The sequence below is a fragment of the Streptomyces sp. ISL-98 genome (genome assembly GCF_018614055.1).
GTDB lineage: Bacteria > Actinomycetota > Actinomycetes > Streptomycetales > Streptomycetaceae > Streptomyces > Streptomyces spiramyceticus.
The window spans coordinates 17996-34757 of the sequence record NZ_JAGGPB010000087.1 but is presented as its reverse complement, the minus strand read 5'-3'; the positions used below and the strand labels follow the sequence as shown (position 1 = coordinate 34757).

At 70.4% G+C, this 16762-nt stretch carries 21 protein-coding genes and 1 pseudogene; 7 read left to right on the top strand and 15 right to left on the bottom strand.

All coding sequences use genetic code 11. The annotated features are described in order from the left end of the window. Positions 1–119 precede the first annotated feature (119 nt). From ltrA to J7I98_RS38195, 3 genes are all read right to left on the bottom strand, one after another. Positions 120–1484, bottom strand: coding sequence for a group II intron reverse transcriptase/maturase (gene ltrA, locus J7I98_RS38205; RefSeq protein ID WP_214929667.1), 1365 nt, complete (start codon positions 1482–1484; stop codon positions 120–122). Between the two features lie 609 nt (positions 1485–2093). Next, the gene (locus tag J7I98_RS38200) at positions 2094–3008 is read right to left on the bottom strand and encodes an IS982 family transposase (RefSeq protein ID WP_214929666.1); all 915 of its coding nucleotides are present in this window, start codon (positions 3006–3008) and stop codon (positions 2094–2096) included. Positions 3009–3082: 74 nt separating this feature from the next. Continuing rightward, a complete protein-coding gene (locus J7I98_RS38195) occupies positions 3083–3601 on the bottom strand; it encodes a DUF1203 domain-containing protein (protein ID WP_214929665.1) in 519 nt (172 codons plus the stop codon). Positions 3602–4413: 812 nt separating this feature from the next. On the opposite strand from J7I98_RS38195, the pseudogene J7I98_RS38190 reads away from it, so the two are divergent. Further along, positions 4414–4953, top strand: a pseudogene (locus tag J7I98_RS38190) (IS110 family transposase); the annotation flags it as partial. Between the two features lie 437 nt (positions 4954–5390). Here the strand turns inward: J7I98_RS38190 and J7I98_RS38185 are convergent. Both J7I98_RS38185 and J7I98_RS38180 read right to left on the bottom strand, forming a co-directional pair. After that, positions 5391–6077 carry a restriction endonuclease gene (locus J7I98_RS38185; protein WP_308378079.1) on the bottom strand — a complete coding sequence of 229 codons (687 nt, stop codon included), beginning with the start codon at positions 6075–6077 and terminating at the stop codon, positions 5391–5393. Positions 6078–6174: 97 nt separating this feature from the next. Further along, the gene (locus J7I98_RS38180) at positions 6175–6444 is read right to left on the bottom strand and encodes a hypothetical protein (RefSeq protein ID WP_214929663.1); all 270 of its coding nucleotides are present in this window, start codon (positions 6442–6444) and stop codon (positions 6175–6177) included. A gap of 286 nt (positions 6445–6730) precedes the next feature. Between J7I98_RS38180 and J7I98_RS38175 the strand changes: the two genes are divergently transcribed. Beyond that, positions 6731–6991 carry a type II toxin-antitoxin system Phd/YefM family antitoxin gene (locus J7I98_RS38175; protein WP_214929662.1) on the top strand — a complete coding sequence of 87 codons (261 nt, stop codon included), beginning with the start codon at positions 6731–6733 and terminating at the stop codon, positions 6989–6991. Continuing rightward, a complete protein-coding gene (locus J7I98_RS38170) occupies positions 6988–7233 on the top strand; it encodes a type II toxin-antitoxin system RelE/ParE family toxin (protein ID WP_214929661.1) in 246 nt (81 codons plus the stop codon). Before J7I98_RS38175 ends, J7I98_RS38170 begins: the two co-directional genes overlap by 4 nt. Positions 7234–7309: 76 nt before the next feature. Here the strand turns inward: J7I98_RS38170 and J7I98_RS38165 are convergent, their stop codons facing one another. Both J7I98_RS38165 and J7I98_RS38160 read right to left on the bottom strand, forming a co-directional pair. Then, on the bottom strand, positions 7310–8158 hold the full coding sequence (locus tag J7I98_RS38165; RefSeq protein WP_214929660.1) for a hypothetical protein: 849 nt from the start codon (positions 8156–8158) through the stop codon (positions 7310–7312). Positions 8159–8200: 42 nt separating this feature from the next. Next, positions 8201–8479, bottom strand: a complete 279-nt coding sequence (locus J7I98_RS38160) for a hypothetical protein (protein WP_214929659.1) — start codon at positions 8477–8479, stop codon at positions 8201–8203. A 73-nt stretch (positions 8480–8552) separates the two neighbouring features. Here J7I98_RS38160 and J7I98_RS38155 point away from each other — a divergent pair, with 73 nt between their 5' ends. Then, positions 8553–8912 carry a hypothetical protein gene (locus tag J7I98_RS38155; RefSeq protein ID WP_214929658.1) on the top strand — a complete coding sequence of 120 codons (360 nt, stop codon included), beginning with the start codon at positions 8553–8555 and terminating at the stop codon, positions 8910–8912. A 97-nt stretch (positions 8913–9009) separates the two neighbouring features. Here the strand turns inward: J7I98_RS38155 and J7I98_RS38150 are convergent, their stop codons facing one another. Next, positions 9010–9543 carry a MucR family transcriptional regulator gene (locus J7I98_RS38150; RefSeq protein ID WP_214929657.1) on the bottom strand — a complete coding sequence of 178 codons (534 nt, stop codon included), beginning with the start codon at positions 9541–9543 and terminating at the stop codon, positions 9010–9012. Beyond that, entirely contained in the window at positions 9540–10046 is a 507-nt protein-coding gene (locus J7I98_RS38145) for a hypothetical protein (protein WP_214929656.1), read from the bottom strand. Before J7I98_RS38145 ends, J7I98_RS38150 begins: the two co-directional genes overlap by 4 nt. A 126-nt stretch (positions 10047–10172) precedes the next feature. Between J7I98_RS38145 and J7I98_RS38140 the strand changes: the two genes are divergently transcribed. Both J7I98_RS38140 and J7I98_RS38135 read left to right on the top strand, forming a co-directional pair. Further along, entirely contained in the window at positions 10173–10517 is a 345-nt protein-coding gene (locus J7I98_RS38140; protein ID WP_214929655.1) for a DUF6233 domain-containing protein, read from the top strand. A gap of 329 nt (positions 10518–10846) precedes the next feature. Next, positions 10847–11302: a hypothetical protein gene (locus tag J7I98_RS38135; protein WP_251021787.1), complete on the top strand. Its 456-nt coding sequence runs from the start codon at positions 10847–10849 to the stop codon at positions 11300–11302. 34 nt (positions 11303–11336) lie between these two features. On the opposite strand, the gene J7I98_RS38130 is transcribed toward J7I98_RS38135, so the two are convergent. From J7I98_RS38130 to J7I98_RS38105, 6 genes are all read right to left on the bottom strand, one after another. Continuing rightward, positions 11337–11501: a hypothetical protein gene (locus J7I98_RS38130; protein ID WP_214929653.1), complete on the bottom strand. Its 165-nt coding sequence runs from the start codon at positions 11499–11501 to the stop codon at positions 11337–11339. Positions 11502–11640: 139 nt separating this feature from the next. Continuing rightward, on the bottom strand, positions 11641–11865 hold the full coding sequence (locus tag J7I98_RS38125) for a DUF6059 family protein (protein ID WP_214929652.1): 225 nt from the start codon (positions 11863–11865) through the stop codon (positions 11641–11643). A 205-nt stretch (positions 11866–12070) separates the two neighbouring features. Then, positions 12071–12970, bottom strand: coding sequence for an NmrA family NAD(P)-binding protein (locus J7I98_RS38120; RefSeq protein WP_214929651.1), 900 nt, complete (start codon positions 12968–12970; stop codon positions 12071–12073). A 67-nt stretch (positions 12971–13037) separates the two neighbouring features. After that, positions 13038–13283 (bottom strand): acyl carrier protein, encoded by a 246-nt coding sequence (locus J7I98_RS38115; RefSeq protein ID WP_214929650.1) that lies wholly within the window; start codon positions 13281–13283, stop codon positions 13038–13040. 62 nt (positions 13284–13345) lie between these two features. After that, a complete protein-coding gene (locus J7I98_RS38110) occupies positions 13346–14623 on the bottom strand; it encodes a beta-ketoacyl synthase N-terminal-like domain-containing protein (protein ID WP_214929649.1) in 1278 nt (425 codons plus the stop codon). Next, a complete protein-coding gene (locus J7I98_RS38105) occupies positions 14620–15891 on the bottom strand; it encodes a beta-ketoacyl synthase (RefSeq protein WP_214929648.1) in 1272 nt (423 codons plus the stop codon). The genes J7I98_RS38110 and J7I98_RS38105 overlap by 4 nt, the downstream gene beginning before the upstream one ends. Before the next feature lie 335 nt (positions 15892–16226). Between J7I98_RS38105 and J7I98_RS38100 the strand changes: the two genes are divergently transcribed. Beyond that, positions 16227–16685, top strand: coding sequence for a MarR family winged helix-turn-helix transcriptional regulator (locus J7I98_RS38100; RefSeq protein WP_214929647.1), 459 nt, complete (start codon positions 16227–16229; stop codon positions 16683–16685). The last annotated feature ends 77 nt before the right edge of the window (positions 16686–16762 follow it).

The window sequence follows — 16762 nt, the reverse complement described above, 5'->3', positions numbered from 1 at the left end:
AAGTACTGCTGGAGTACTAGTAGGGTCGGGGACTGGCGCGGTGGCTGTTGCTCCGTTTCCAGTCCCCGCCGCATCAAACCGGGCATGCAGTTCTCCCGCACCCGGCTTTCCGACATCGTTCACCGCTGGGCATGCACCGTCGCCCCGCGCACGTTTCCCGTCAGGCGGTAGACCCCGAGCCTGGTGGTCCACCCATAGGTGTAGCGGGTGGTCCAGTTCCGGCCCGCGAGGCCGTGTTTCCGGCTGGCGAAAATCGCTAGCCGCTCGTGGACGTAGCCGTCGACCGTGTTGAACTTCCGCCCGGAGTTCCCGTTGCGGAAGTATGCGGCCCAACCCCGCAGGACGGGGTTGATGTCGGCCACCACGGCGGCTACCGGCCGTTCGGTCCGGGAACTGGAGGTAGCGGCGCGAATCTTGTCCCGCAGCACCCCCAGCGCCCTGGCCGAGGGCCAGCGTTGCAGATAGAACCTGCCCCGCCGCTTCCACGACTCCACTTTGCGGTGATGGAAGCCGAGGAAATCGAAGCCCTGCCCGCCCCGGCTGAGACAGACGATGCCGGACTTCTCCGGATGCAGAACCATCCCGAGCCCGCCCAGCACCTCCGCCGCCAGGTCCCGCGCCGACTCGGCGCGTTCCCTGCTCGGCGACAGGACCACGAAGTCATCGCAGTACCTCACCAGCGTCCCCAGCCGCTGCCCACGCGCCTGCCACGCCTCGTCGAGGACGTGCAGGGCGATATTGGCGAGCAACGGGGAAATCGGTGAGCCCTGTGGGGTTCCCGCCCCGGTCTGGGAGGTCACCCCGCCCTCCAGTACTCCCATCCGCAGCCACGCCCGGATCAGCTTCAGCATCGACCGGTCCACCACGCGCCTGGCCACCTGGGCCATCAGCGCGTCGTGGTCGATCGTCCCGAAGCAGTTCCGGATATCGGCCTCCAACACCCACTCCCGCCCTTGGTTCGCGGCCACGCGCACAGCCTCGCACGCGTCGATCGCGGACCTCTTGGGCCGGAACCCGTAGCTCGCGCCGGTGAACCCGGCCTCGAAGACGGGTTCGAGAACCAGCTTCGCGGCCGTCATCACCACCCGGTCCGCCACGGTGGGAATCGAGAGCGGCCGCGATTCTCCCGGCCGCCCCGGCTTGGGGATCTTGACCCGCCGCAGCACCGACGGACGATACGTATGCGTCCGCAACTGCTCCGACAGGTCCTGGAGGAACACGTCCACCCCGGCAGCGGCCACCGCGTCGACGGACAGCCCGTCCACGCCCGGCGCACCCCGGTTCGCACACACGACCGACCATGCCCGCCACAGGACGTCCATGCGGTGGACGTGGCAATACAGGGCATGGAACCGTCGTTCGGGTTCTTGCTCGGCACAGCGGTAGAGCGTCCACTGCAAGGCTCGGACCTTGTCCAGAGGCCGGCCGCCCAGTCCTGCGGGGCCTTCCTCCCGGCGGATGGATCTAGCCGTTTCGGCACTCATCCGGGCACCTCCCTGTTCGTGTCACGCATCGATGAAGCAGGGGCCCTTCGCTCCTGACGGGTTGTGTTGTCCCGCCGATCAGCACTACTACGACCCCCTCCGACTGCCTCTCGGCAGCCCGCCACTTCCCGGTTCGGCCGGTTATAGGCGGGCCACGCTCCCGAACCGCACATCCGGGGCCGAGGAGGCCCTCTCCAGTTCCCAGGACAACCTTCCGACCATTCCACGCTCCTTACGCCGGGAGGTTCTTCGGCGCCCGCTCCAGGTTCCCGGACGCCTTCCATGGCCTTCGCCAAATCATCACGGGCTCGGCACCTCCTTGGTTCGCCCCGCAGGGCGAACTGGAATTGACGACGCTGCAAGCTTCACTTCATGTTGCGGACTGGTCGGTTGCACGCCCCCGAAGGACGCTTGTCACTCCACTTCGACGCCGCCCTCTCGAACGACGCCGGGAGTCAGCTACCGGGGACCCTGGCGTCTCCCCGGACCGGACTTGCACCGGCTGGCTGTCCTGAGCTTGACGTCCGGTTACATCCCCTCCACCTCCTTTGAGCTGGGACGGCGCCCGGACTGCTGGACGTACGATGATCAATTCCAAGGGGTCAGTGGTTAGTGGTCGTAGGCGGTCAGTGAGCGCAGGACGGGTTGTCCGGTGTGGTCGTTGTGCCAGATCGGGGCGGTCAGCGCGAGGATGCGCTGCATGACGCGGGCGATGACCCCGCCGGGTGTGCGGCCTCGGTGCTGTTCGAGGTTGAGCTGGCCCTTGAAGGTCTCGTTGACCGACTCGATCACCTGCCGCAACGGCTTGAACAGCGAGGCGCCGGGCCGTTCCGGCTCGCCCTTGCGGGCCGGCCGCAGCAGCCGGATGTCCAGCTCGGCCAGCTGGTGCTCGAAGTCGCGGCCGAAGTAGTTCTTGTCGCCGATCAGCGTCTGTCCGGGCCGGGCGGTGGTCAGGCCCGGTTCGGCGGCGAGCAGGTCCAGCAGGGTCTCGCGTTCGTCGGCCTTGGCTCCGGTCAGGGCAAAGGCGATCGGCAGGCCCTGCAGGGTGCACACCAGGTGCAGGCGTAGGCCCCAGAAGAAGCGGCTGTGGCTGGCGCAGTACCCGTACTCGGCCCAGCCGGCCAGGTCGGAGCGTTTGACGGTCTCGCGTGAGCGTCCGCACTCCACCGGCGTGGAATCCACGATCCACACGTCGTCGCTCCATACGGAGGTGTCGGTGGCCAGCAGCCGGGTCACTCGTCGCAGCAGCTCGGCGGCCTTGCGTAGGCGCTTGTTGTAGCCGGACTGCTTCGGCAGGTAGGGGAAGAGATGCCGCAGGTGGGAGCGGGCGTGGCGAAGCCACTTGGCCTCGGAGGTGAAGCCCAGCATGGCCTGCATCATCGCGAGAGTGACCAGTTCGGCATCGGTCAGCTGCAGCACGATGCCTACTGCGGACCGCCACGGGGCGATATGCGGTGATGCCTTCAGCAGGTCATCGGTCTTCACGTACAGTGCGGTGGCGAGGGAGTCCAACTCTGTCTTCACACACCGACGTTGGACTCCCTCGTCGTATGCGCGCAGCCGATCCCTTGAAGTCGATCATTCAGGTGGCACGGCTGCTACTGCTCCTTGGCGGAAGGCCGTCGCACCTCGAAGTGGAAACATCCGTATTCCAGTGCCCTGACGTGTACGAGCACCACGTCCGGATCGTTGAACGCATCGTCGAAGGCTGCATCGAAGCCAGTCGTGGCGTCGACCGGAATCTCCAGAAGGCGGCCGCCTGCGATATGGCCCCGGGCGTCATAGCGGCGCACGGTACGCAGGGCGCCCGGCCGAGCGAAGGGGTAGTTCTCGCCGGAGGTGAACCCGCCGCAGTCATCGGCATGGATGAAGACGGGACCCTGTTCGTCGTACGCGCCCGGATCTGCACCCCTCGTGGCGGCCCAGCGACGCAACGGGGCGTACGAAACAAGGGCGATCCGCTCGCCGAGCGTGATGGGGCGAAGGCAGCAGCGCAGCGGAGAGCCCACGTCGTCGCCGGTCGCGATGTACGGGGCGCAGGGACGGCCCGCGTCGTCGACAACCCGCAGTTCCTTCAGGACGGCTGCGTCAACGGGGAGCACGGTGTATCTGGTCATGTGCCCATGCTGGATCGACGCACGGGCGGTTGCTGGCAGGAAACGGACGTCACGTTGGTGCGCGCCCACGCAGGAGGCTGCCGGAAAGGTCACACCCGCTGAACGCAGGCCGCCTACGATCGCCGACCCCTTGGAATCGATCGTCTAGGGGTGCCCAAGGCAGTCGAGCCGCCGGCCGTCGGCCCCGGCTGCAAACTGACCCCGGCGACACCGCCGGGGTCCTCTCATTGTTCAAGATCAGGCGATTAGCGGACCGGGACGGGCCGGCTTCGTGAGGCGTTCGATAACGCCACCCCACCGGTACTGGGTGGCGCAAGGGCACCCACCCCGAGATTGCCGCCATGCTGCGCACGGTGATCCAGGAGTGGGACGCACAGCACAGCGGCACCGGCACCCACGCTCTGTTGGAATCGGATGATCCAGGACATCTGGCGCGGATCTGATGGCATCCCGTACGGCTTCCCTTCGCGCCATCGGATCCGAGGCAGATGGCTCCGACCAGGCCTGAACTTCCCCTGCGCGTACGGAGACCCGGCGGCTACGGTGACCGGACGGCTTTGGCGCCGCCCTCCCCCCCCATTACCGTTTTCGGTGGCTCCGCAATGGGGCTCCCGGCCTTCGGGCCCGGCATGACTTCCCCCCTTGTTAACCATGATCCGGGGGGTGGTGTCACCGGGCCCGAAGGCACTGACTGACCGCTGATTAGGGGCTTGACCACCGACTCTTCGCGGGTCGGGAGGCTCTTCGTAATGTGGATGTGGCGATCGGTGCCGTGGGTGAGGCCGGGCGAAAAGCACGACCGGAGGACGCACGTGATCGACACCGGCGACATCGACGTCTACCTCGGCCTGGACGTCGGCAAGGGCGAACACCACGCCACTGCTGTGACCCCGGCCGGGAAGAAAGCGTTCGACAAACGTCTGCCCAACACCGAGTCCAAACTCCGCGAGCTCTTCGCGAAGTTGCAGGCCAAGCACGGGACCGTGCTGGTCGTGGTCGACCAGCCGGCCTCGATCGGGGCTCTGCCTCTGGCAGTGGCTCGGGACATGGGCTGCCCGGTCGCCTACCTGCCGGGATTAACGATGCGGCGGATCGCCGACCTCTATCCCGGCGAGGCCAAGACCGACGCGAAGGACGCGTTCATCATCGCCGACGCCGCCCGCGCGATGCCCCACACGCTGAGGACGATCGATCTCGAAGATGAGACGATCGCCGAGCTGGAGATGATCGTCGGCTTCGACGACGACCTGGCCGGCGAGGCCACCAGGGCCGCGAACCGCCTCCACGGCCTGCTCACACAGATCCATCCGTCCCTGGAGCGAGTTCTGGGGCCGCGGTTGCAGCACCCGGCAACGGCGTCATCCCCGCCTTGTCTGCAAGGCTCGGATCCGCCCCACCCGCCAGCGCCTCCCTCAGGCCAGCAATATCTCCCTGCACGGCGCAGTAATGCACCGCCGTGCGACCCATCCAGTCCAGCCCCTGCCCCACGTCCACCATGGCGCCCATCCTCTCCGAGCTTGACGAAGGAGATAGGGGCACCCCCCCGTGGGGCGGCGCCAAAGCCGTTCGCGCAGCGGTGGCTGGCTATCCCCTGGGGGGGCCACACGCAGGAACCAGCAGTCGTTCGCGTAGAAGGAGACCTCGGACTCGGATGTAGATGACGCCGTTGCCGAAGGCGTACTTCGCCGGCAGTCCCGCGTCGGCAGACAGGCTGCGGGAGAACTCGATCGAGGCCTCGGTGTGCCCTGCCAGGTCGGTCATGCCCCGCCGACCATGGACCCTGTTGCGCTCAAGCAGGCGGGCGTCGCGTGGTCCCACCGCCGCTTCCGTTCAGCGGGATCAGGGTGTCCAGGTGGGCGCCTTTGACCCAGGAGCCCAGCAGGTCGCGGTGCAGGGCCACGATGTCCTGGCGCAGCGCCAGGCCCAGTGCCGCCTTGGTGAAGGTGCGGCAGGTGGTGACGTACAGGGCGACGTCCGCGCCGTGCTCGGGGCGGGCGGTGCCGACGAACTTCTGCATGTCCTGCGAGGACACGCTCCGCTCCGGTGCGTACTTTTTGCACTGGATTACGAGTTTCCTGCCGTCGGTTAGGTAGCCGATGACGTCGGCGCCCAGGTCGCCACTCTTACCGCTGACGATGACCTTCGTGCAGCCGTCCCGTCGGCACAGATCGGCGACGTACTTCTCGAAGTCCTGCCACGTCAGCGCGTCGACCTCCGTCATCGACAACTCCCGCGCCTTCGCCTCCTCCTGCGCCCGCCACTGCCGGTCCTGGCCGACCGCGGACCGGTGCGCGCGCAGCAGCACCCAGCCGGCCCCGCCCAGCACGATCGCGGCGGTACCGGCCGCGAGGATGGGCCACACCGCCGCCCAGTTCCCGGCCACCCACACCGCGGCGAGCACCGCCACCACCGCACCCCAACCGTGCAGCTGTCTGCGCGTCCGCTTCTTCAAGCGCCGCCGCCGTCGTGTTGCCACTACTCCCCCGCTTCCCATGGTGATCCGCAGTGTGAAAGTCCGCTCCGGTCCCGGCAAGAGGGCCTCGCCCCGCGTGCGGACGGGCGGCAGCGCTCGTTCACCGGCTCTCGAACCGGATCGGGTACGACACCGTCGGCCGCGGCGCTGGCTTCGGGTTGTCCCAGCCTTCGAAGTGCACCGGGTACTTGGCCGTCGACGTCGGCCGGGGCGCCGGTCCCGTACCACCACTTCCGGACGTGTCGTTGTAGCCCGCGACCGCGATCCCCAGCAGCACCAGAACCGACAAGTCCCGCCGCGCTCCCGGCGCCCACCGGAAGTACCGCCGCACCTTCGTGCCCCCGCGCTCGTGTTCCTCCACCCAGGGCATGCCCGTCTCCCCCTTTTCGATCGGCCACGGTGATGGCCTGCCTGCTGGGACGAGGACACCACCCGGCACTGACAACCAGTCGCGAGCTGATCACCGAACGTGATGCAATCCGGACACGGGTGGCTCGCCCATGCCACCGCCGGTCAACGGCGACCAGGACGTCTTCCTGACACGGCGAGCGGAACCAGCCGAATACGGCAGCTCTCTCCGCGGCCTTCGCGGGCACCTGGAATGCGCAGCCTCGATGAGGGAGACGGGAAGTGCACACTTCCGTAAGCTGGTGTGCATGACGGAGACGACGTACTCGATCGTGGAAGCCCGCGCCCGCCTGGGCGCCATCGCGCGCGAGGTCAGCGCTACCCGCGAGCCGGTCGCCATCACCGACCACGGGCAGACCATCGCCATACTGGTCAGCCCCGCCGATGCCCTGGAACTGCAGGAGATGCGGGCGCTGTCCGCCTACCGCGCCCGCCAGGCTCGGGGCGAGAGCGCCGGCGTCCCACATGAGGAAGCACTCCGCCGCGTCTTCGGCGGAGCTGAGGCGTGAGCTACGAGGTCATCTGGGAGCCCGAGGCCCTCGCCCAGGCCGAGCAGTTCGCCAAAGACGACCCCACCGGAGTGCGCCAGGTCTTCACCGCCGTCGACCACCTCGCCGACGACCCCCGGCCCGACGGCGCGTTCGGCAGCGCCGACCTGCTGCGCATCCACGTCGGCATCTACCGCGTGATGTACGAGATCAACGACCGGCAGGTCCGCGTCAACGTGATCCACCTCGGACGCGTGCGCTGAACGGTGACCTGATGACCGAAGGGGTGGCCTCACACGAGGCCACCCCTTCGGCGCAGGAAACAGCAGAAGGCACAGCTCAGAGACCAGGCGGTGCCCATCGGGACAGCCACAGACGCAACCGCGTGGGCGGATGGCTGCGCAGCGCGAGGAACGAGAAGAACAGCCGGGGCATCAGCGGGATCACTCGTTCACCGTCCAACTCCTGCCGCCAGCACGCGAGAGCCGTCTGCCGGCCGCAGCGACGGGCGGCAGCACGGTCGCACGCCAGCTCGCCCCACCACCGGTAGACGACCCACCCCGCCCCCAGCCCGGCCAGGGCCACGGCAGCTACCGCCAGGGGAAGCAGGCCCGCGCACAGCGTCGCGAGGACCACACCGATGGTGCCCCCGACCAGACGGCTGCGGCTGTCCTGGCGCCGCAGGTGGGCGAGCTCATGCTCCAGGATGAACGGCATCACGGCGTTACGCTCGGGCCCGAACCAGATGTGGCCGAGGGCCACGTGCCCGCGCTGGCCCGTCCGTATGGAGGCGGCCTCGCGCCAGGTCCCGACCCGGCCGCCTTTCACCGCAAGCGTGATGCTGGCCATGCCGGTCTCCGCGGCGAACGCCGCTACCCGCTCCTCCACCCGAACCATCTGGCCGACCAGAAACGCGAAATCCTCGCTCCCGGTCCCGTCCGGCTCCGTCCCGATGCACGGACGCCGGTAGGCGTACCACGTCATGTCCTGGTGCGCCGCACCGAGCCACATGCCCTGGTTCAGGCACGAGATCATGTACGCGGCCCAGCCCCCTCCGGCTACCACCGCGAGCGCGATCACGACGGGCGGACCCAGGGTCTGCCGTTCATGGACGACAGCCATCCAGCACAGCACCATCGCCAGCGCGCCCGGAGCCACGTACCGGACCGGCACCCTCTTCATGCCCATGACCGCTGACCGTACCGGCCAGGCCGTGCTCACAACCGACGATCACATCAGGTCAGTCCGGGACTGGCCCGCCGCCGGGTCGGCACGGCCCGTGTCCGCCCGTGCTCGAGGCGGAGGGCACGCGAGCCCCTCCTGAGGCAGGACCCGGATGGCCGCGGCTACGTCCAGGACCGCCGCCGTGAGCGCCTCACCCGTATGTCGCTCGGCCAGCACGTCGAAGACAGTGATCCGTACGGGCTTATGCATCTGCTGCCCGAAGAGAGGACGCATCGCCTGGCGGAAGCCGCCACCCTGCAGGAGCAGGAGCAGGAGCAATGGCACAGGACATCTGGGGGTGTGGGCTGTGCGCCTCGCCTGCCGGCGTCCAGAAATCGAACACGAGTAGCATTCCGGTGTGGCGACGTACGACTTCCCTCAAGACCTGCGCGATGCTCAGTTGCGCCTGCACCAGACCTGGGCCCAGTACGAGCAGCTGGGCAAGACCCTGCCGTGGTCGGTGGAGTCCTCCGAGGGGTGGACCGCCCCGAAAGTGCTGTACAGCGACGCCCAGGCGCGCAGTCTTCCGCCGAGCCCGGGCTACACCGACGAGCAGAAAGCCGAGGTGGCCCGGCTGCGGGCCGAGCTGCTCGAGCTGTCGGTGGCGGTGTCGACGCACCCGTACTGGGACACGGTGCCCGTTGCTGACCGGGTGGATCAGCGCATGGCGCTCAAGCACGTCCACGAACAGGACGCCGGCGGGGCGGAGGCGGCGTAGCCGTGTCGGACCTTCCCGCCCTGTCCCGCCTCGACCGGCTCCGGGGCCAGCAGCTCGGAGCCTCAGCGTAGCGGCGGGCACTGACAGCGGGTGGAGGTCAGGGCTTGCTGGTGCGCGCCCCGGTCTTTAGGAGCCAGGCATCGACGGTGGTTCGGGCGACGGCCAACTCGCGGGCCATGCTGGCGACCGAGGCCGCTGCCCGGGCCGCGAAATACGCCTCGATCGTGGCGTAGCCCCGCGCCTGCGCCCTCGCGTCGATCCGCCGGCGCGCCGCCTCGCGTTTGCCTGCCCCGCCCTTACGGCGGGCTGCGCGGACCATGTCGTACCTGGCGCTCACTCGGCTCGCTGCCACGGCTGCAGCGAAGTCGTTGACGGCGCGGCCAGCCTCCATCGCCTGGCGGATGTCGGGGCGTGACGCATACCTGGCGCGGCCTTGCTCGCGGGCGCGCGCGTTGAGGTCGGCGGCGCGGAGGCTGAGCTTGCGGGGCAGGCGGTGGGCTTCGCGGTAAGCGACCGTTGTCGTGCCGTGGGCGCGGGCCAGGTGCGGGGCCAACAGCTTGTACCAGCTGCCGCAGTCCAGGCACATCAGCCTGCCGTCGCTCTGCGGCTGCTGGCCGGCGGGGGTGGTCATCGGGCGGCCTTCTTGACGAGCTTGTTCACCGTGGACTGGTCGAGGCCCAGGCGTCGGCCCGCCTCCGACTGGTTGCCTCCCGCATAGGCGACAACCTCGGCGACCGCCAGCGCTCGCTGCATGGCCAGGCTGTCGGCTTCCTCTACAGCCTTCCTCCACGCGGCGCTGGCGTCGATGGCCTTGCGCGCGCGGCTGGGGAGGATGCCGTCGTTGGTGATGATGGCCGCCATCTCGTCGGCGACGGCGGGGATGAGGGCGCCGTCTTCGAGAGCGTCGGGGAACCATTCGCCGTCGACGACGGTGGCGCGCTCCAGGAGTACCTGCACCTGGCTGCCGTCGTCGGTGGTGACGAAGTCGTAGGCGGTGGCCCGCCCGTCGTCGTAGCTGCTGGTGTCGATGCCGCTGTGGTCCTGGTAGTCGAACTCGCCGTCTGCGGTGAGGACGAGGAGGTCGTAGCGCGAGTTGTAGAAGTCGATGATGTCGGTTCCGGTGATGGCGCGCATCGTGTCCCCCCTGAGGTTTTGGTGGGCTGACCGCCCCCGACACCTGAACTATGGCGCCCCTCCCATGGGCTGTCAATGGTAGGGGTGCCATAGAGAGAGACAGGTCTCGCGCGTACACTCGAACGCATGTACGGCCCACCGTCCGACCTGCCGCCTGACCTGCTACGCCTCCGCGCCCTGGAGACCTGGCACGCCATGTGGCTCGACCGCATCCGGGCCGCCATCGCGGCGGCCGAAGAGCGGGAAGCAGGCAAGCGGCGGGCAGAGGAACACCGGCCCCCGCCGCCGGACTGGGTCGTCCAGCTCGGCATCGGAGTCGGCCAGCCGCCCGTAGCCGTACACGCCGGCGGCTGCCCCAACAGCGGCAAGCGGTGGAAGCAGATCAGCCGCGACGAGGCCCGGCGGCTCCTCGACGACAGCGTCACGGCCTGCACCCTCTGCACCCCCGACCGGGACCTCGGGATGCTGTGAGCATCGTGGCCGCCGGAGCGGGCTGCGCCAGGTCTGGGCGCCTACGGCCAGGACCCGGACAGTCGTACGGCGTCGGTGCCGGCCGACTCGTTGGCCGCGGCGACGATGCGGGCGCTGATGGCCTCGGCGGCTGGTTGCGCCGTCGCCGGCCGTCTCGACCGGCGACGGCGCAACCAGCGGGAGCACACGGGCGTTGAGCGGGCATGGCACGAAAAGCGAAAACCTCCACGAAGAGCCGTGCGGTTGCCGAAGCTGCCCGTCGAGCGGCAGCAGCGGAGCGCATCGGGCCCCGCCCGCCGCGGACGCCCCGCCCCAGGAAGCCCGACACCATGTACTCGCTCAACCCGCCCGGCGCGTACTACGAGGACTGGGTCAACCCCGGCGCTCGACTGCTGGCGGAAGGCCCCGAGGCTCTGCTGGCAGCAACGGCAGAGGAGTTCGGCCCCGAATCTTCCGAACTCGACACGGTGAGGGTCCTGGTCCGGTTCGGTGAGATCTACGGGTTTCCCGTGCCTGTGACGGCGGCCCGGCACTTGGACGCGATGGTGGAGCTGGTCGGCTACGCCACCCAGTTCGCTTCCCTCGAAGGTGTCACAGAAGATGAGGCGCTCGCCTCAATGCACTCCCTGCACGCCCAGGGCCTGCTGCTGATCGACGATGACGGCTCCGTCTGGACGTCCGTCCCGCCCGGGACGCCGTACTCCGCGCCGAACGGCGAGTGGGCCCTCGTGGAGAAGAAGGTCGAGGCGCCACCGGAGCTCCGCAAAGCGGCACTACCGTCCTGAACATTGCCAACGGTCCGGCCCGCTGCATTCCGCGTCACGCCGTACGACTCAGCGCGCTGCGATGCGCCGCGAGCGCACGTCGGTATCCCTCGGAGGCGGTGACCCTGGTCTTCACCGGCCCGGCGGGCGCGGCCGGCTCCGGGGTGGGGTCGGCGGCCGCCGCTGCTGCGATGCGGGGTGCGGGCGGCAGGACGTACACGGCGCGGACCTGCGTGCCCGGACCCGGGCTCGCAGGTCGTGCAGCCCATGCGCGGGACGGGCATGCCAGGCAAGGGCAGGTGGTAAACGGTGGTGGGTGTCGGCGGATGAGACGGCGGCCGCCGCGCCCACTCGCGGACTCAGCGTGAGCGCAGTTCCCGCAGGTGGGCCCGCTCCAACCGCGTGAGTGGCGCATCCAGCCGCACCCGCTCCGGGTGGGCCGGTCCGGGCCCACGCAGCTTCCGGGCCGACGCGAGCGCGGTCCCGCCCGAGCCGTCCGGATCCACGCCCGTATACATCGTTCCGTACGCCACCAGGCTGCGGTAGATCGAACGCAGCAGGCGGCGGGCGAGAGGCAGTTCCACGGCTGACGTCATTCCGGTCGTTGCGGTGACGGGCCATGCGCCGAGATCGTCTGGCCTGACGGTCGAGGCGGAGCCCAGACGCGGTCGAGAACCACCGGAACGCACTCCGCACACCCCGGATACGGGCCCACGCACAGAGGACGGCTTCTGACGGCTTCTACGACACCGCCGACCGCACTGTACGGATGCGTCCCCAGCCGCCGCCTCACAGCAGGTGCGCGAACTGACCGCGCGCCGACTCTGCCCAGTCGCTGAAGGTCCGCATCCCGGGGTGCAGGGTCCGTGCGTGGGCCACGTCGGCGGGGGTGACGTCGGGGTGGCGGCGGGTGAACTCCAGCATGTCCGCGATGGCGTGGGCGTGGGGCAGCGGCAGCTCCCGGTACGTCTCGTAGGGCACGTCCCGGTAGGCGACCGGGACGCCGAACACCCGGGTGAGGTCGGCGGCGTAGGCGGCGGCCGGGCGCAGGTCGCCGACCACCTTGACCACCTCTCCGTGCAACGTGCGTCCGGCGGCCACCACCGCAGCCACCACCGGGCCGAGGTCGGCGACCGAGACGGCGGGCAGCGGGGTGTCCCCGTGCGGCAACGCGAAGGCCAGCGAGCCGTCCGGCTCTCTGCGCAGCCGGCGGGCGGGCCAGTTCTCGTAGTACGTGGACAGGTGGACCGTGACGACCGGCGCGCCGCGCCCGCGCAGCTCCTCCTCCAGCCGGGCCTTGCCGTCGTGGTGCGGCAGGGACAGCGCGCCGCCGCTGCGCCGGTGCGCCTCGGGAAGGCTGCTGTGCACCAGTGTCTCGGCACCGGCGGACAGCACGGCGTCGGCCGTCGTGCGGGCCACCTCGTACTCGCGCTCCTTGAGGGACCAGTAGTCGGTCACCAGGAACGCGGCCCGGACACCGGTCGCCGCCCGGCGCACCTGCCGGGCGTCGGTCAGGTCGCAGGCGACGACGTCGGCCCCCAGGGCGGCCAGGGCGCCGGCGGCCGCCGACCCCGGGTCGCGGGTCACGGCCCGCACCGCCCAGCGGCCGGACCGCAGCAGGTGACGGGCGACGGAGCCGCCCTGGGCCCCGGTGGCTCCGGTGACCAGGACGAGAGGTCGGTCGGTCATCGTTCCTCATCTACGAGTTGGCTCACCGTGCGCGGTGGCCGCCGCCCGGCGGCGGCCACCGGCCGGGTCAGCGGGTGGAGTTGACGGCGTCCAGCAGCAGCCGGGGGGTCTTCGCACCGCTCAGCATTTCCTCCGGCACGCTCACGCCGCGTTCCCGCTCGATCCGGGTCGCCGTTTCGAGGAGGGCGAGCGAGTCGTAGCCGAGGTCCTCGAACGGCGAGTCCAGGATGTCGCCGTCCAGGTCGACGCTCTCGTCCTCGCCGGCGCACTCCCGCATCACGCGCTTCAGGTCGTCGAGGGTGAAATCGGTCATGGTGGTCACCTTCCGGTGGGATCGGTTGGATCGGTGGGATCGACGGGAGAGGGGAACGGTGGTCACGGCCGGTCGGCGCGGCGGACGACCACGGCACTGTTGAAGCCTCCGTGCCCGCGGGCCAGCACCAGCGCCGCGTCGCCGGCGAGCGGGCGTGGCCGTCCTGTCACCAGGTCGATCCGGTGGGAGGCCGGCACCCGGCCCACGTCCGCGGTCGGGGGGATCAACCCGTCCCGGACCGCGAGCAGCGCCGCGGCCAAGTCGAGCGCGGAGGCCCCGGCGCCGGGCCGGCCGGTCAGGGAGGTGATCGCGGTGACGGGGACGGCGTGCGGACCGAAGACCTCGGTGATCGCCGCGGCCTCTTGGGCGTCCAGTTCCGGTACGGCCGCGCCCTCGGCGAACACCGCGCCGATCGCCGACGGCTCGGTGCCCGCGTCCGCCAGCGCCGCCCGGGCGGCCCGGACCAGGCCGCCGGGCCGCCCGGTGCCGGGCGCCGGGTCGAAGCAGGCCGCGTAACCGGCCAGTTCGCCGTAGGCGCGGGTGCTGCCCCGAGCGCTGGCCGAGGCCGCGCTCTCCAGAACCAGCAGCGCACCGCCCTCGGCGACGACTTGTCCGGCGGCGTGCTTCCCGAAGGGCAGGCACGCGTCCTCGGGGCGGTCGGCGGTGCTCAGCCGGTTGCCGGTCAGCTCCGCCACGTACCCCCACGGGCACAGTGCCGACTCCATCGCCCCGGTGAGAACGGCGGGTGTCCCCTTGCGCAGCATTCTGCGCGCGTGCCCGACCGCGTCCAACCCGCCGGCCTGACCGGTCACCAGGACTCCGCTGGGGCCGCGCAGGCCGTGCCGAATGGAGATCTGGCCGGTGTTGACGGCGTAGAACCAGGCGAAGGACTGGTACGCGCTGACATGCCGCGGCCCTTTCGCCCACAGGCTCTCCAGCTCCCGCTGGCCGAACTCGAACCCGCCGGCGGAGTTGGCGGTGACCACCCCGACGCCGTACTCCGGGAGCACGGCCGGGTCCAGACCGGCGTCCCGCAGTACCTCGGCCGCGGACGTCAGGGCGAGTTGGGTGACGCGGTCGGTCTGCGGCAGCAGCCGGCCGGGCAGGCTGGCGGCCGGATCGAAGGCGTCGATCTCGCCGGCCAGCCGGCTCGGGTAGCCGGAGGCGTCGAAGCGGGTGATCGGGCCGATGCCGCTGCGCCCTTCCAGGGCGCTCTGCCAGAACGCGTCGGTACCGCTGCCGTTGGCCGCCCGCACGTCGAGGCCCGTGATGAGGACGGTGTCCTTGCGGCCGTCGGCCGGGCCCGCCGGGGATCCGGCCGGGAATGCGTGGGTGGTCATCGGCGGGTCCCTTCGGGCCGGGTGAGCACCATGGCGCTCTGGAAGCCGCCGAAGCCGCTGCCGACCGTAAGGACCGCGTCGAGGCGCTGCTCCCGGGCGGTGAGCGGTACGTAGTCGAGCGGGCATTCCGGGTCCGCCTCGTGGAGGTTGGCGGTGGGCGGTACGACGCCGTGCTCCAGGGCGAGGGCGCAGGCGGCGATCTCGATGGCCCCGATGGCCCCCAGCGAATGGCCGATCATGGACTTGATCGAGCTGACCGGGATGGTCCGGGCATGCTCGCCGAGGGCTCGCAGGAAGGCGGCCGACTCGTGCCGGTCGTTCTGTCTGGTGCCGGAGCCGTGCGCGTTGACGTAGTCCACGGCGGTCGCGTCGAGCCGGGCCTCGTCCAGCGCGCGGGTGATCGCCTCCGCCATCTCCTTGCCGTCCGGGCGCAGTCCAGTCATGTGGTACGCGTTGCTGCGCGCGGCATGACCGCCGATCTCGGCGTACACGTGGGCACCCCGGGACCGGGCGTGTTCCCACTCCTCTAGTACCAGCACGGCGGCGCCCTCGCCGAGGACGAAGCCGTCCCGGGTCCGGTCGAAGGGCCGGGAAGCGGTGGCCGAGTCGTCGTTGCGCGGCGAGGTCGCGCGGATCGCGTCGAAGGAGGCCACCGTGATCGGCGAGATCGGGGCGTCGCTGCCGCCGGTGAGCATGACGTCCGCGGTGCCCTCACGGATGAGTTCGCAGGCATGCCCGATGGCGTCGAGACCGGAGGTGCAGCCGGCCGAGATCACCGCGGCCGGACCGAGGGCGTCCGCCGTCCACGCCACCTCGCGGGCCAGGCTGCTGGGTACCAGGTAGTCCACCAGCTGCGGTACGGCGTGCCGGTGGTCGACGAGCCAGTCCCGGCCGCCGTCGCTGACGACGGCGTACTCCTTCTCCAGGCTCATCGTGCAGCCGACGGCGGTGCCCATGGACACGCCGGTCCGCTCGGGCACCGGGGTCGTGCCGGAGGCGAAGCCGGCGTCCGCCAGCGCCTCTCGCGCGCAGGCCACGGCGAACTGGGCGGCCCGATCCAGGCGCCGGGCCTCCCGCGGTGAGAAGCCGGCGGTCAGCGGATCGAAGGCGCACTGCGCGGCGATGCGCGAACGGTAGGGCGTGGCGTCGAAGAAGGTGAGGGGACCGGTCGCGGTCTGCCCGGAGGTGATCAGCGACCAGAACTCCTTCGTCCCGGTGCCGCCCGGCGCGACGACGCCGATGCCCGTGACGGCGACCCTGCGACTCACCGGGACCCGCCGGTGGTCCGGGCCGTGAAATGGCCGGATCCACTCGTGTCGAGGGCTTCCGGCAGCCGGCGCTCCGGCCGGTTCCGTGGGGATGCCGCCTCGTTCCGGAACGTCCCCGTCAAAGGCTGTGCGCTGTCCATCGAATCGACCCTTTCCCATGCTCGGCCGGTGGCGTGACGCGTCACCCGTGGATGGCCCGGGGGACGTGGATCATCCTTGGCCGCGCCGCTGGAGCGGGACTAGGATGCCGGTGGAGCCGGGGCCGGACCGGGCTGCGGGCCGCCGCGTCATCGGCCCGTCCTGTATGCCGTCAGCGAATCGAAGGTCATAGCCGCATGACCGCTCAGCCCGCCCTGTCCCTGGGGGACTTCAGTGCCCTTTTCGCGCTGGCGGGGCGTTCGGCACGGATCCGTGCCGAACGCCTGCTCAACGACTTCGGCCTGCACGCCGGCCAGCAGTTCTTCCTGCGCTGCCTTTGGGAGGCGGACGGGAGCACGGTCGGAGATCTCGCCCGGCAGGTACGGGTCGAGGCCCCCACGGCGACCCAGGCCGTCAAGCGCCTGGAGGCCGCCGGCATGGTGCGCCGCACCCCGGACGATCAGGACGCCCGGCGCAGCCGGGTCTGGCTGACCTCGACCGGCCGGCGCACCTGGCCACAGGTGACCGCCGCCCTCGCGGAGCTGGAGCAGGAATTGCTCGCCCCTTTCTCACCGGAGGAACGCGAGCAGTTCATGTCTCTCCTGCTGCGGCTGTACGAGACGTCCCGGCCGACGGACGGATCCGGCGTCGGCTGAGGGGCGGCCCGCCGTTCCAGCTCGGCTCGAGCCGCACTCCAGGCGGGCGGGGCAGGCTGAGGATCCCTACGCGCCAA